Here is a 13,788-nt window from a genome sequence, read left to right on the forward strand (position 1 = left end):
TTAGGTTCCGATGCGAACCCCGCTGACCGCGACCAGGTGTCCCGGCCGGGGCGCTCGGACCCGTCGGCGTGTCGGCGCCGTTAGCCTGTCGGCATGACGGAGCGTGTCGTGCCCGGCCGTGCGGGCGGCCTGATCACCCTGGAGGCCGCGGACGCGCTGTGGGTCGGGCTGACGGCCGGCGGCGCCGTGCCGACGGCTTCCGGGGCGTTCACCCGCTCGCCCGCCCGCGCCCGGAGGAGGTATGTCCTGCTCGGGAGCCGCGTGGTGCCGACGCTCAGGGCGGGCGGCGGGCGGCGGTCGGTGGGGTGTCGCGGAGCGCGAGGTGCGCCGGGCGGCCGCGGAACTGAACGCGGTGGTCATGGATCGGCGGGACCTGGTCCGCGTCGGCCCGTTCCGCGGAGCGCCGGAGCCGGAGCCGGAGCGTGACGAGGAGACGCCGCTGCGCTGGCGGCGGCGCGTCGCGGGGGAACTGGGCGAACTGTGGGAGCCGGGCGGCCCCGGGCGCGGGGCACGGCACGAGGACGGCCGGCCGTGTCATCTGGCGGGGATCGACTGGCGACGGCTACTCGTGGAGCACACCCCCGACGGGCCCCGGCGGACGTGGTGGCTGCCGCGCGGGGTGGTGAGGCTGCTCGATGCGGCCGAGCACGCCGAAACGCGGTGGCTGCGAGCCGCGCGGACCCGTGAGACGGGCACGGCCGTGGCCGAGTCGCCCTCCCGCCCTCGGCGGGCCGGGGACGCCGACGGGCGGCGCGCGACGAGCCCTGAGGGCCCCGCCGCCTCAGTGCGCCCATACGGCAGAGAGCTCGAAGGCCAGCTGTACTCGGTGCTCAGCAGAAAGCCCGGCATCTCCCAGAAGGTGGCCGGGTGGGTGTGCGCCGTCTGCGGCGGCGCGCCCGCCACGGTCCTCGATCACTGCCACGAGCACGGCTACATCCGCGCCCCCGTCTGCCAGTCCTGCAACACGCGGGAACGCCCCGATCATCTGTACGCCAACGACGTCCGCGTCGCGAACCGCTACGCCCGCCTCTTCCACACCGACGCCAGCGACTGGCTTCGCCACTGGCACCGCTGCACCGGCTGCCGCGCGCGCACCACCCTGCCGCTGCCGCACCTCGCCGCGTGGACCGCCTTCATAGCCTGCCGGTCACTGCGCCCGACCCACCGGGCCCCGCGCGGGCGCGAGCCCTGCGGCACCCTGCGCGTGTCCTGGGCGGGTAGTCAGAACGCGCCCCGGTCCAGCCTGTTCACGGTCACGGTCGATTTCCTGCCCCGTCGGCGAGCACCGTGTCCTGGCGCGGGTCCCCTACCGTGAGGCCGCCGAGCGGTTCCGTGGCTGGCTCGCCGAGACGGCCCCCGCCGTGGCCGCCGCGTCCGGCCCCGACCGCCTGGACGGCCTCCCCGCCCAGCCCCGGCCGGTCGTCGTGGACCCCGGCGGCGAGGGCCTGGGACTGTTCTGAGGTGAGGAGCCGCCCGCCGCGTACGGCGACGGGCGGCTCCCGCGTGAGACCGGGCGGGCGTGCCGTTCAGTCCTCTGCCGCGTACCGCACGAACCGCGTCCAGCCCTCGCGGCCGACCGCGAACGGCCGGTGCTCGACGTCCTTGGAGTCCCGGATATGGACGGCCCGCGGGGTGACGGCGACCTCGACGCAGTCGTCGCCCTGGGTCCCGCTGTAGCTGGACTTGAACCAGGCGAGTTCGGTCGTACTCATAGCTCTCCTCGCAGACGCTCCAGCAGGCCCCGCGACTCCTTGGGGTTGAGGGCCTGTGAGCGCAGTGTGTCATAGCGCTGGCAGAGCAGACTCACCTCTTTCGGGTCGGAGATCAGCCGCCCGTTCTGCTGCCCTTCGGAGTACCCGAGCCGCCGCCCGTCCGGAGTCTCAAGGAGTCGTACCGGCCCGTCCAGGCAGCCGTGGAACTCGGCCTCCAGTGGAACCACTTGCAGGGTCACGTTGCGCGGTGCGCTCAGGTCCAGCACTCGGTCCAACATGCTCCGCTGCACCTCCGCCCCGCCCAGCCTGCGCCGGAAGACATGCTCCTCCACGATGAAGCTGAACGGGACGGTCGGCCGCTCGTACAGCATCTTCTGCCGCTTCAGGCGTGCGGCGAGCTGGGTCTCCAACTGCCGTTCCGTCAGCAGCGGGATACTGTTGTCGAACACCGCCCGCGCGTACGCCTCCGACTGCAGCAGCCCCGGCACGAGCCGACACTCGTACGTGTACAGGCTGACCGCCACCTTCTCAAGGCGTGCCCATCGCCGGAACCACACCGCGAGACCCGCCTCGGCGCGAGTGAGGAACGGGGCGGACCTCCGCAGCGCCCCCGTGTTCCCCAGGGCCCCTTCCCCTCGCTCGACGAACGCTTCGTCCGGCATCCGCCGCCCCAACTCCACCGATTCCACCGTGTGCTTGGAGAACCGGACGATCTCCGCGAACTCGGCCCTGCTGAGCCCCGAGTGCTCCCGCAGGGCCTGGACGACGGCCCCGAAGGTCCGCAGGCTGTCCGACGGATCGGGCTCCCGGCCCTGCTCGTCCGTCTCGTCCGCCCCGTCCGTCACGATCTCGACGTCCTCAGCCACCCGCGGCCACCTCCCGACGCACCCGTACCTCGACCGCCGTCCCGGCGATCGACAGCACTCAGCGTGACGCGTACGCCCCCGTACCGTCTACCGCATGTGCCCGTACGCTGACGCAGCGTACGGGCTCACTCCTGGCACGCGCTCTCGTACCCCGCCACGCTGGCCTCATGTACGCGACCACGCCCCACCAGCACTCCACCGTACGGACGTTCGCCCAGCGACTGTCCTCGACCCGTCGCGGTGCCCGCCTCGCCCGCCTGCTCGTCGCCGAGCGGCTGACGGCCTGGGAGGTGTCACCCAGCGTGGCCGAACGGGCGGTACAGATCACCGCCGAACTCGCGGCCAACGCCGTCCTGCACGGCCGTGTCCAGGGCCGTGACTTCCGGGTCGCCCTCACCTGCGCGGCGGCGTCCGGCGGTGTCCGCATCGAGGTCACCGACCCGCGCGGCGAACGACTTCCCACCCCATCGCCAGGCCCCGGAGGCATCCCCTCCGACACCGAGTCGGGCCGAGGGCTCCTCCTGGTGGCCGCCCTGGCCGACCGCTGGGGCGTGGAGCCTTACCCACCGAGTGGCAAGACGGCGTGGGCCGAGATCGGGCCGGGCGGTGCCGCCCGAAGTGACGAACCCGGACCCCCAACCCGTTGATCGCCTCGACCGTGGCCGTCCGGTGTACTCCGACAGCCGACCACCGACGAGCAGCCCGGGGGAGGGTGCGCACAGAGCCGCGCGGGCAGGCTTGGTGTGGAAGGATTCGAGTATCCGAGGACGGCCGGGAGGAGGGCAGCCATGATCGACAGGTTCACGGACGGGCTTCTCACACCTGCCGAGACGTCGTCCTACCTCCAGATTCCCTCCTCCACCCTGCACAGCTGGCTCCAGGGGAGGGCGGCCGGAGCGCCGCTCGTCCACAGTGTCGAGCCCGTGCGGCGAGGACAGCCCTCGGTGCCGTTCGTGGCGGTGGCCGAGGCGTACGTCCTGCGGTCGCTGCGGGACCTCGGGCTCAGGATGAGCGAGATCCGGGAGGCGGCCGGGGCGGTGCGGGCGGCCTTCGACACGCCGTATGGCCTGGTCTCCCGGCGCATCGCCACGGACGGCGTGGACATCTTCATCGAGCACGCCCCCGACGACCTGCGCAGGGCCCGTGACGGGCAGGCGCCGATCCGGGAGGTCGTCGCGGACTACCTGCGCTACCTGTCCTGGGACGCGGGGGACGATTTCCCGTCCAGTCTCAGGCTGCGGCAGTACCCGGCCTCCGTGCCGGTCGTGATCGACCCCCGGTTCGGGCACGGCCTGCCGGTGATCGAGGCCAACCGGGTGCCGGTGAAGGCGCTGACCGACCTGTGGGAAGCCGGCGAGTCCGTCGAGGACATCGCGTACGAGTACGACATGGAGCCGGAGCAGGTGGACGCGGTCCGCCAGGCTGTGGTGCGTCTTGCCGCCTGAGTTCTTCCTCGACCGCAACCTCGGACGGCGCGTCGCCGAGGAGCTGCGTGCCCGTGGATGGACCGTGCACAGGATTGGTGAGGTCTTCGCGGGTGACGCCCAGGACGTACCGGACGAGGAGTGGATCCTCCACGGGCTCGCCCAGGGGTGGGTGCCTCTGTCGAAAGACGGGCGGATCAAGACCCGCGACCGCGAGATCCGGCCGGTCCACGAGCGCGCGGCCGTACTCTTCTATCTGGACAACCAACAGCTCCGCAGCCTGGAGATGGTCGAGCGGCTCCACATCTGCCGCGAGGCGATCCACCGGGCGGTCGAAAGGGGCGGCCCCGCCGCCTATGCCGTCCGAGCGGACCGTATCGAGCGCACCTGGCCTTGACTCTCGCACCGCCCCCGCCACCCCCTCCGGGTGGCCGCCCCCACGCCGGGCGGTGCGCCGAGCGTCCATGCCGACTCACAGCCGATGGCGTCGTCCCCGTCGTGGTCCAGCCGGTGCGGGCCGCGAGCCGACCGAGGCGGAGACCGTCTTCCGGCGCTGTCAGGCCCGGAGTATGTCGGCCACTTGGTGGAGCGCGTCCTCGCGGTGCCGCTCGCGCGCCGCGCGGACCTCGGGGTCGGGTGACCACAGTGCCTGCCGGCCCGGGTGGTACGTACGCACCACCTGGATGCGCTCCTGGCCGGCGAGGGCCGGGTGCGCCTTCTCCAGCCGCCGCCAGGTGGCCTGCGCGTCGCCGCCCTGGAGCAGGACGACGCGGAGGTCCGGCATCAGTCCGAGGAGGCGCGCGAGGGCCTCGGCGCCGGCCTTCTGTTCGGAGGCATCGGGCTTCCGGTTGATGTACCAGGGGTAGGCGTTCCAGGGCGTGACGTCGCGGGCGCCGATGCCGGCCTGTTCGAAAGACCGGCACTGACGCTCGGCGGTCGGGTCGTCGTTCTCCGTGCACAGGAAGCCCGAGCCGGTGCCGTCCTGGGTCTTGGGCCCCGGATCGCGCAGCACGGACAGCACGCGCGCCTCGGTTCCGCCGTGCCAAGGAGCGACGTACGGCATCCAGCCCCTGCCGTCCTGGTCCCGCAGGCCGTCGACCAGCTCGTTGATCGCGCGGACGTGTGCCGCGTACCGGTTCCGCTCCTGGTCGGTACGGAACGTCTCGTTCGCCATCTGTCGCGCCATGTCGTCCTCCCCTGCCGTCTCCACCCGAGTGCACGTCGACAGGGGCGGTGCTCGGCCTCCTACGCTAGAGGGTGGCACTGACGTGCGGGGGCGAGGCCCGAGACGTCAGAGGGCGGGTGAGGGCGGCAGCCAGCCCACCGCGCGGAGTGTCGGCATGACCCGGGTGATGGCGTATGCCATGACCGGGGTCTCGTCGTCGTCCACGGGGAAGTACAGCGCGTGCTGGAGGGGCTTCACATCCTGAGGGTGCTCCAGACCGACCAGGGGGAGGTCCTCCCGGTCGAAGGCGGGTTCCAGCGTGACGCCGGGACGGCTCGTCAGAGTCCGCAGGAGCGAGAGCCCGCACTGCGTGGCGAGTTGCGCCGTGGTGAGGGACTTCTTGAAGCCGGCCCGGTCCGAGCCGGTCCTCGGTATGACGGTCCAGGCCATGAGGCGCAGGCGACCCCTTCCGGCGGGCACGGCCTCGATGCCTGCGCGGCGGCGGCCGTGCAGATTGGCCAGGAGGACGGGCATCTCGGGAACCACCGACGGCTGGTGGAGGACCACAGGTCCCGCTCACCGTTGTCCCAGCGGGTGTCGTGCAGAGTGAGTTGAGGGCGACCGGGCAGGACGAGACGCCATTCCACGGCGGTCCCGTTCTCCGTGGATCCGGAGCAGGTGGCTCCGTGGCGCGTTGCGCGGGTGCCTGACCGCCGCAGGGTCAGCTGGTCCGTAAGCCTCATGACGGTTGAGCTTCTCCTCAAGAGGTGGGGCCGTGCGGCCGTCTGACGGTCACTCATGCCGCCCGGATCCGCGATCGTACACAGATTCGCATGAAGTCTGGCGGGAGATATCCGTTGACGACGTCAACGTATCTGCGCCACTCTGAGGCTCCCGGGTTCGGACTTCGCCGTCACACCCGCCGCCTCCCGTGCATGGAGCCACACCGTGAGCGACCAGCCCCACCCCTCCCTCCGTGACCTCGTCCTCCAGCGCCTGGCCGTCGCCGGCCTGGAGCCGGAGAGGGCGGATCTGCTGCGCGACCTCTTCCCCGGGACTCGGGCCGGAAGCGCCTCCCGAACCGGTCCTCTCTTCCTCCGCTCCATCACGGCCGCCGGGTGGCGAGGCATCGGCCCGGAGACCACGCTCGGCCTCACCCCCGCACCGGGCCTCACCGTGGTCGCCGGACGCAACGGCTCCGGTAAGTCCAGCTTCGCCGAGGCCGCCGAGATGGCACTGACGGGCGACAACTTCCGCTGGCAGGACCGTACTCAGATCTGGCGGCAGGGGTGGCGGAATCTGCACGATCCGGCGGCTCCCCGTGTGGAGGTGGAGTGCCGCCGTGACGGTGCGGACACGCCCGTCACCGTCCGCAGGAGCTGGCACGGCGACGGGCTGGGCGACGCACGGGTGGCGGTCCACCGGCCAGGCCTGCCCGGCGGAGAGCTGGGCGAGGTCGTCGGCGCGGAGGAGCTCGCGCTGTACCGGCCGTTCCTCTCGTATAGCGAACTCGGCGCCGTGATCAACGGCCCCATGACCGCCCTCCATGACGGACTCGCCCAGATCCTCGGCCTGGAGCAGCTCTCCGAGGCCTACAAGGAGGCGGGAGCCCGCCTCAAGGCGATCAAGGACGGCGAGAAGAAGGCCACCGACCTGGCAGCCGCGGTCCTCGCCGAACTGCGGGGCTCCGGCGACCCGAGGGCCGTCGCGGCCGTGGAGGTTCTCTCCGCACGCCGCCCGGACCGCGAACGCGTTCGCACCCTCCTTGCCGCACGGCCCGAGGGCGACACCGCCGAACTCGAAAGGCTGCGCGGGCTCTCCACCCTCGAAGGGCCTGATCTGAGCGACATCAGCGGTGCCGTGACGCGGCTGCGGGAAGCCGCGGCCCGGGCCGATGACGCGCGGTCCGGCTCCGCCGAGGACGCCCGCCGTCTCTCCGACCTCCTGGAGCGGGCGCTCGACCACCGGCGGCGGGCGCGGACCGCCGACTGCCCCGTCTGCGACACGCCCGGACTGCTCGACGACGACTGGGCGGTGCGCGCCCGGGAGCAGGTCGAACGGCTCCAGCACGAAGCCGCGGAAGCGCAGTCCGCGCGCGACGACCTGCGCGGCGCCATCCGCGCCGTCCACGATCTCGTCCAGCCCGTCCCCGTATGGCTCCGGCCGGAGGACTCGCCGCTCGCCGCCCTCTGGCGGGAATGGTCCCTGTGCCGGAGCGCGACCGACCCCCGCCCGCTGGCGGATCAGGTCGAGCGCCTTTCGGCCGCCCTCGCCGACGCCTGCCGGCAGGAGAGCGAGAAGGCGGCCCGCCTGCTCGCCGAGCAGGACGTCGGCTGGCGGCCGCTCGGGGTGCGCCTCGCCGAATGGCTGGCCGTCGCCGACCGGGCCGCCGAGGCCGCATCGCTCGGCAAGCGGCTCAAGGACGCGCAGACCTGGCTCAAGAAGGTCACCGACGAATTCCGCGAGGAGCGGCTGCGCCCGTTCGCCGACCAGTCGCAGACCATCTGGAAGCTGCTCTGCGAGCGCAGCAGCGTCACGCTCGGCTCGATCGGCCTCACGGGGACGGCCAACCAGCGCAAGGTGAAGCTCGACGTGTCCGTGGACGCCATGGACGCGCCCGCCTTCGGCGTGATGAGCCAGGGCGAACTGCACTCGCTCGCCCTCTCGCTGTTCCTCCCCCGCGCCACCCACCCCGACAGCCCCTTCGGGTTCCTGGTGATCGACGACCCGGTGCAGTCCATGGACCCGGAGGAGGTCGAGGGGCTCGCGCGGGTCCTCCACGCCTGTGCCCAGCGCCGCCAGGTGATCGTCTTCACTCACGACACCCGCCTCCAGCAGGCCATTCGCCACCTGCGCATCCCCGCGACGATCATGCAGGTCGCCCGACAGACCGACTCCGTCGTCAAGGTCACCCGCACCGACGACCCGGTCTCCCTCGCGCTGAGCGAGGCCCGGGCCGTCGCCAAGGACCCGAACGTGCCGCAGGACGTCGCCGACCGGGTCCTACCCCAGATGTGCCGAGGCGCCCTGGAGGCCGCCTGCCTGGAACCCGCACGGCGCCGCCTGCGGGCCGAAGACCACGGCCACGCCGACGTCGAGGCCAGGATCGGCAAGGCGCACAAGCTCACCGATCTCGCCGCGCTCGCCTTCTACGACAGCAGCATGGAACCCGCCCAGGTCCTCGCGGCCGTCGCGCAGGACCACGGCCCCTGGGCCCGCGCGCTCATCGAACGGTGCAACGCCGGCGCCCACCAGTTCCTCACCCCGATCGGCGACCGCATGGACCTGGTCCGGGACACCGAGCGCCTCGCGAAAGCGGTGCGCGGCCGATGACCCGTACCCCCGACGAACTGGCCGCGGCCGCCCGTCATCTGCTCCTCCCTCCCCCCGGTGTTCCCCACACCCTCGCGCCGGGACTCCGCGCCCGAGCCGCCGCCGCCCTGCTCCGGCTGGCCCTGGACGAGGCCATGGACGGCTTCTGGCGGCGGGTCAGTCCCGCCATGGCGCACAGCCGTGGCCGGACCAAGGCGCTCTGTCTGGAGTGGTACGCCCCGTGCTCCGTGGCCCGTCAGTGGTACGCCGTGTGGTCCGCGCTCAGCGCGGCCTGCCACCACCACACGTACGAACTCCCGCCCACCCCGGGCGAGGTCAGGGCCTGGCACGACGACGTCGTCGAACTGCTCGCCGCCCTCCGCCAAGGACCCGAGCGGACCGAAGCCTGACCGGTGCGCCGAAAGGACCACGGCATGGACACACGCCGCTACCGCATGGTCGTCACCAGCGGCCTCGACTACGTCAGCACCGGCGCGCAGGTCGACGCCCGGCTCCGGGACTGGCTGCGTGAACCGCCCAAGAACTACGACATCCAGGCGTTCGCGGAGGGACGCAACGAGATAGCCCGGGGAGTCACGCTCGACCACGACTCGGCGACCGGCACCGGCGGGGCGTACGGGCGTTGGCGCCTCCGGGAGACCGCCCCGGACGGCACCTGGCAGACGACCCTGGTGATCAGGCAGACGGAGAGCCGGCCGACCCGCGTACAGCTGGACGTAGAGCACCTTCCCGATGATCCGGACACGTTGCCGACGCCCGCAAAGACCCCCCGCCTCGCGGCAAGCCTGCTGGACGTCCTCCAGGCCCGCGACGGGCTCGCGGACGTGACCCGGATGCCACAGGTCGTCGAGGCGGCCGACATCGACTCCGTCATCGACGAGTTGTGCGACGCGGAGCGCCGTCTGCCGATCGTCATGGCCACCGCCCCGAACGGGGCCGACTTCGATGTCTGGCTGGAGCGGACCCTGGACCCGCTGGTCCGTCCCCTGGCCGGCCTCGCCATCCTCTACGCCCTCGCGCCCGGGGCGGACAACCGCTTCAACCGGCTCATGGAGTACCACCGGGTGTACGGCGGCGGCATCCGGACCTTCCTTCCAGGTGTGGACCCGGCCTGGGCGGCCGACAGCCAGCGCCACCGCGTCATGTCGCACCGGGTCGTCGTCGTCGCCGAGAACCCGGCCCGGGCCCGCCGCCTGCTCGCCCAGCTTCCCCAGGGCCTCGCCACCCGGGCGCCACTGCCGCCCGAGCTGGACGCGGTACCCGTGTTGCGCGCGCGTACCAAGGAGAGCTCGGGCAACTCTGAGCTGGAGCGGCTGAGGGACGAGAACCACGCCCTCTTCGAGTTCCTCGAGGAAGCCGGGCGCGAGCAGCGGGTACGGGCCGACGAGATCAGGGACCTGAAGAACGAACTCCAGCGCGCCAGGAGCGACGAGATCACGCTGATCGCCGAGTACGACGAGCAGTACCGGGAACTGCATGAGACCCGGGTCCAGCTTGTCACTGTGCAGAAGCGCCTGCTCGCCCTCGGCGCCGCCGAAGCCGCGTACGCCCCGGACGACGGCGGTCCCGCTGTCCCCGAGTCCTTCGCGGAGATCCTGGAACGGATCGAGGAGATGCCTCGCGTGCACTTCACCGGAGCCAGGAAGATCACCCTGGAACTGGACGACCAGGCGTACGGTTCCTCCTGGGTCCGTATGCTGGGACGCACTGCTGGCGCTTCGGGACTACGCCGACGTCTCGGTCGACGCCCCCGCCGACGGCGCGGCCTTCCGTGACTTCAAGCAGTGGTGCGAGGACGCTCCGGGCGGCAGGCACGCGATATCGCCCCGTAAGGTCGTGCGCGACGAGTTCAGGACGGTGAAGACGAACACCGTCTGGCGCAAGGAACGGACCTTCCCCGTCCCGGAATACGTGGATCCCGTCTGCCGGCTGTTCATGGGCGCGCACGTGAGGATCGGCGGCGGCAACACCGTCGCTCCACGCCTGCACTACCACGACGCCGCCCGCGCCGAGCACGGGATCTTCATCGGATACATCGGGCCGCACCTCACCAACACCCTCACCTGAGGTACGGAGCGGGGCTAAGGTCCTTCTCGGCACCGGCCTTCGGGCATATGCCCTGCCCGTGTCCAAGGACTCACGGGAACGAGGAACGTACGTGAACCAGGAGTGTGCGTGAACGAGGACAGCGGCAACCCCGCCGAGTACCCGGAGTTCCGGCTGCGGCTGCCCGGCGGGGACGGCATCGGGCGGGCGGTCGGCGTCCTCCTCGACGCCGTCGGCACCAACGGGAGCCGCAAGTTCCTGGTCCGGGCCGGTTCGCCGGCCCGGGAGCACGTCATGCCGTCGTTCCCCAAGCACTTCAGCGGCACGTTCAAGCGGCGCGAGGAGCTGAGAGCCGCCGGAGTCCTCGCGCCGTCCGACCGCTGGCCCGGCTGGCTGGAGCTGACCGCTGACGTCGAGTGCGGATCGCCGTCCGCCGCCGCCGAGATACTCGTCGGAGCCCCGCGCAACGGCTGGGAGGAGTGGCGCACCGAGGCGGGCACACCGCTGTCCGACTTCATGGAGGGCATGCGTTCCGGGCCCAACCGGGCCTGGCTCGTGCGCGGCTCGAACGTGGCGGGCAGTGACCTCGTCCACCGGCTCTGGCTTCCCGAGGGCAGGGTCACGCTGTCGGCCTCGCGGCTGCGCCAGGGAGTGGCGCAGGGGGCGAGCAAGGAGCGGCTGAGAGCGTTCGTCGAGGAGGACTACGGGACGACGGCGACCTACAACCAGAAGCTGGAGCTCGTCGACGAGCTGTACGCGTTCCTCTCCTGGATGAAGCCGGGCGACACGGTGTGCGGCATCTCCGGGGGCCGCCTGTACGTGGGTGAGATCACCGGAACGGTCGAGCAGACCGCCTCCGAAGGCGGCCGCTCCAACCTGCGCCGCCCCGTCGACTGGCAGAGCAGCGGGTACGCCTACGACGAGCTTCCCGAGGAACTCCAGCAGAAGCTCTCGGCGCAGCACGACGTCGTCGACCTCACCTCCGTGCAGGCCCTCATCGACGGACTCGGCCGTACCGACGAGGAGCTCGCCGACGAGGCCGTGTCCCGGGAACGCGACCCGAGCGAGACCGTCCCGGCCCTCGCGGCCCGGCGTGAGTTGGAGCTTCCCGAGCCGGGCCAGGCCCTCGCCGACGAACTGCTCGTCCACGACGTGGAGTGGCTGCGCGAGGTGAAGGACCTCCTCTGGGACGAACGGCAGCTGGTGCTGTACGGACCGCCGGGCACGGGCAAGACCCACCTGGCCCTCAAACTCGCCGAGTTCCTCGGAGGCGGGCCCGAACGGGTCAAGCTGGTGCAGTTCCATCCGTCGTACGCGTACGAGGACTTCTTCGAAGGCTTCCGGCCGAAGGAGGACCCCGACACCCGGGAGGTCGCCTTCCGGCTGACGGCGGGCCCGCTGCGGGAGCTCGCCGACCTCGCCTCCCGCGAAGGAAACCGCCACATCCCGCACTTCCTGATCATCGACGAGATCAATCGTGCGAATCTGGCCAAGGTCTTCGGAGAGCTCTACTTCCTCCTGGAGTACCGGAACAAGTCGGTCCGCCTGACTTACTCGGGCGACGACTTCGCCCTCCCGTCCAATCTCTTCGTCATCGGCACGATGAACACCGCCGACCGCTCCATCGCCCTTGTCGACGCGGCCATGCGACGGCGCTTCGCCTTCGTGGAGCTCTCGCCGCGTACCGAGCCCACCCAGGGGCTGCTGCGCCGCTGGCTCGCCGCCCAGGACCGCGGCCCCGAGCCGGCGGACCTGCTGGACGCGCTCAACTCCCGCATCGACGACCCCGATTTCCGTATCGGCCCCTCGTACCTGATGAAGAAGGCGGTCTACCGGGAAGGCGGCCTCGACCGCACCTGGCGCACCAAGATCCTTCCGCTCCTGGAGGAGCATCACTACGGAGAGGGAATCGACATTGCCAAGACCTACGGTCTCGAAGCCCTTCGCGCGAACATCGCACCGGCTGCCGGCCCGGGTGAGCCCGACGCGTGACCGGCATCCAGCTCGTCGAACACGCCCCGCACACCACCCATGACCTGCCGGCGGCCATCGGCCGGGCACTCGCCGCCTCCCGGATCGTGGACGCGGCGCCCGACCCGTACCGGACCGGGGGATGGCGGCTGCGCGCGGGGAGCAAGGTCGGAGCCTTCGTGGTCAGGGCCCCGGGGGAGGACCCCGTCACCCTGAGGATCACTCCGAAGGTGCCGATCGCCCATCTGTTCTTCCTCCTGGGGTACGCCCTGAACCCGCGGATCCACCAAGAGGGCACGGTGGAGGTGTCGGCGCACACGGAACTGGTTCCCTTCTTCGCCCAGACCTACGAGAGGGCGCAGGAGCGAGCCCTGAGGCAAGGAGTGCTGCAGGGGTACCGGCACACGGAAGAGGCGTCCCCTGTCCTTCGCGGTCGGCTCAGGGAGACCGACCAGGTGCGCCGTCACCACGGACGGCTCTTTCCCCTGGAAATGGCCTATGACGAGTACACCACCGACATACCCGAGAACCGGCTGCTGCGGGCGGCGACCGAGCGGCTGCTGAGCCTGCCCCGCGTCCCGGCCGGAGTACGGCGGTCCCTCCAGCACCAACGGGCCCGGCTCATCGACGCCGAGCCCCTGCTGCGTGGCGCCGCTCCGCCCCGGTGGCGGCCGAGCCGCCTGAACCTCCGCTACCAGCCCGCGCTGCGGCTGGCGGAGACCGTCCTGCGCCGCGAGTCGCCCGAGCACCTGCCGGGTGACGTCACCGTCGACGGATTCCTGCTCGACATGAACAAACTCTTCGAGGACTTCGTCTGCGTGGCCCTGCGTGAGGCCCTCACAGCGCATGGCGGACACTGCGCGCTCCAGGCCAAGGGAGTGCATCTCGACGCGGACGGGACCATCCGCATGAGGCCGGATCTCCTCCGGTACGGGGACGACGGCCGCCCGCTGAACGTGGCCGACGCCAAGTACAAGGCGCAGAAGCCCGACGGTTTTCCCGACGCCGACCTCTACCAGATGCTCGCCTACTGCACAGCGCTGGGTCTTCCCGAGGGGCATCTGATCTACGCCAGGGGCGGCGCGCTTCACGCTTCCCACCGTGTCCGGAACGCGGGGATCGTCATCCACCAGCACGTCCTGGACCTGGAAGGGCCGCCGGCGGAACTGCTCGGGACGGTCCGGGACCTTGCCCGCCTGATGGCCGAGGGCGCGGGACTCGCATCCCCCTAAGATCGTTTCGGCCGCGCCGCACGCCACGAGGTAAGGAGC

14 protein-coding genes are annotated in these 13,788 nt (G+C 71.5%); 10 read left to right on the forward strand and 4 right to left on the reverse strand.

The genetic code is table 11. The features are described from left to right. Positions 1–241: 241 nt before the first annotated feature. Complete coding sequence (locus tag ACF059_RS08780; RefSeq protein WP_392053433.1) at positions 242–1,315, forward strand: endonuclease domain-containing protein; 1,074 nt, start codon at positions 242–244, stop codon at positions 1,313–1,315. A 211-nt stretch (positions 1,316–1,526) separates the two neighbouring features. On the opposite strand, the gene ACF059_RS08785 is transcribed toward ACF059_RS08780, so the two are convergent. Beyond that, the gene (locus ACF059_RS08785) at positions 1,527–1,712 is read right to left on the reverse strand and encodes a DUF397 domain-containing protein (RefSeq protein ID WP_392053436.1); all 186 of its coding nucleotides are present in this window, start codon (positions 1,710–1,712) and stop codon (positions 1,527–1,529) included. Beyond that, the gene (locus tag ACF059_RS08790) at positions 1,709–2,578 is read right to left on the reverse strand and encodes a Scr1 family TA system antitoxin-like transcriptional regulator (RefSeq protein WP_392053439.1); all 870 of its coding nucleotides are present in this window, start codon (positions 2,576–2,578) and stop codon (positions 1,709–1,711) included. Before ACF059_RS08790 ends, ACF059_RS08785 begins: the two co-directional genes overlap by 4 nt. Positions 2,579–2,745: 167 nt before the next feature. On the opposite strand from ACF059_RS08790, the gene ACF059_RS08795 reads away from it, so the two are divergent. The 3 genes from ACF059_RS08795 (at position 2,746) to ACF059_RS08805 (ending at position 4,399) form a co-directional block, all read left to right on the forward strand. Then, positions 2,746–3,225 (forward strand): ATP-binding protein, encoded by a 480-nt coding sequence (locus tag ACF059_RS08795; protein WP_392053442.1) that lies wholly within the window; start codon positions 2,746–2,748, stop codon positions 3,223–3,225. 141 nt (positions 3,226–3,366) lie between these two features. Further along, positions 3,367–4,023 carry a DUF433 domain-containing protein gene (locus ACF059_RS08800; protein ID WP_030026458.1) on the forward strand — a complete coding sequence of 219 codons (657 nt, stop codon included), beginning with the start codon at positions 3,367–3,369 and terminating at the stop codon, positions 4,021–4,023. Then, entirely contained in the window at positions 4,013–4,399 is a 387-nt protein-coding gene (locus tag ACF059_RS08805) for a toxin-antitoxin system, toxin component, PIN family protein (RefSeq protein ID WP_392053445.1), read from the forward strand. The genes ACF059_RS08800 and ACF059_RS08805 overlap by 11 nt, the downstream gene beginning before the upstream one ends. Positions 4,400–4,558: 159 nt before the next feature. Here ACF059_RS08805 and ACF059_RS08810 read toward each other — a convergent pair whose 3' ends face one another. Both ACF059_RS08810 and ACF059_RS08815 read right to left on the reverse strand, forming a co-directional pair. Further along, complete coding sequence (locus tag ACF059_RS08810; RefSeq protein ID WP_392053448.1) at positions 4,559–5,188, reverse strand: uracil-DNA glycosylase; 630 nt, start codon at positions 5,186–5,188, stop codon at positions 4,559–4,561. Between the two features lie 105 nt (positions 5,189–5,293). After that, entirely contained in the window at positions 5,294–5,701 is a 408-nt protein-coding gene (locus ACF059_RS08815; RefSeq protein ID WP_392053450.1) for a hypothetical protein, read from the reverse strand. Between the two features lie 414 nt (positions 5,702–6,115). On the opposite strand from ACF059_RS08815, the gene ACF059_RS08820 reads away from it, so the two are divergent. From ACF059_RS08820 to ACF059_RS08845, 6 genes are all read left to right on the forward strand, one after another. After that, the gene (locus ACF059_RS08820; RefSeq protein ID WP_392053453.1) at positions 6,116–8,500 is read left to right on the forward strand and encodes an AAA family ATPase; all 2,385 of its coding nucleotides are present in this window, start codon (positions 6,116–6,118) and stop codon (positions 8,498–8,500) included. Continuing rightward, positions 8,497–8,889 carry a hypothetical protein gene (locus tag ACF059_RS08825; RefSeq protein WP_103419641.1) on the forward strand — a complete coding sequence of 131 codons (393 nt, stop codon included), beginning with the start codon at positions 8,497–8,499 and terminating at the stop codon, positions 8,887–8,889. Before ACF059_RS08820 ends, ACF059_RS08825 begins: the two co-directional genes overlap by 4 nt. A gap of 24 nt (positions 8,890–8,913) precedes the next feature. Continuing rightward, positions 8,914–10,275, forward strand: coding sequence for a hypothetical protein (locus ACF059_RS08830; protein WP_392053456.1), 1,362 nt, complete (start codon positions 8,914–8,916; stop codon positions 10,273–10,275). A 61-nt stretch (positions 10,276–10,336) separates the two neighbouring features. Continuing rightward, positions 10,337–10,567, forward strand: a complete 231-nt coding sequence (locus ACF059_RS08835) for a hypothetical protein (RefSeq protein WP_392053459.1) — start codon at positions 10,337–10,339, stop codon at positions 10,565–10,567. A 108-nt stretch (positions 10,568–10,675) separates the two neighbouring features. After that, complete coding sequence (locus ACF059_RS08840; protein ID WP_392053462.1) at positions 10,676–12,538, forward strand: DUF4357 domain-containing protein; 1,863 nt, start codon at positions 10,676–10,678, stop codon at positions 12,536–12,538. Then, positions 12,535–13,749: an McrC family protein gene (locus ACF059_RS08845; protein ID WP_392053465.1), complete on the forward strand. Its 1,215-nt coding sequence runs from the start codon at positions 12,535–12,537 to the stop codon at positions 13,747–13,749. Before ACF059_RS08840 ends, ACF059_RS08845 begins: the two co-directional genes overlap by 4 nt. Positions 13,750–13,788: the final 39 nt, after the last annotated feature.

It is taken from the genome of Streptomyces sp. NPDC016562, from assembly GCF_043076955.1.
Taxonomy (GTDB): Bacteria; Actinomycetota; Actinomycetes; order Streptomycetales; family Streptomycetaceae; genus Streptomyces.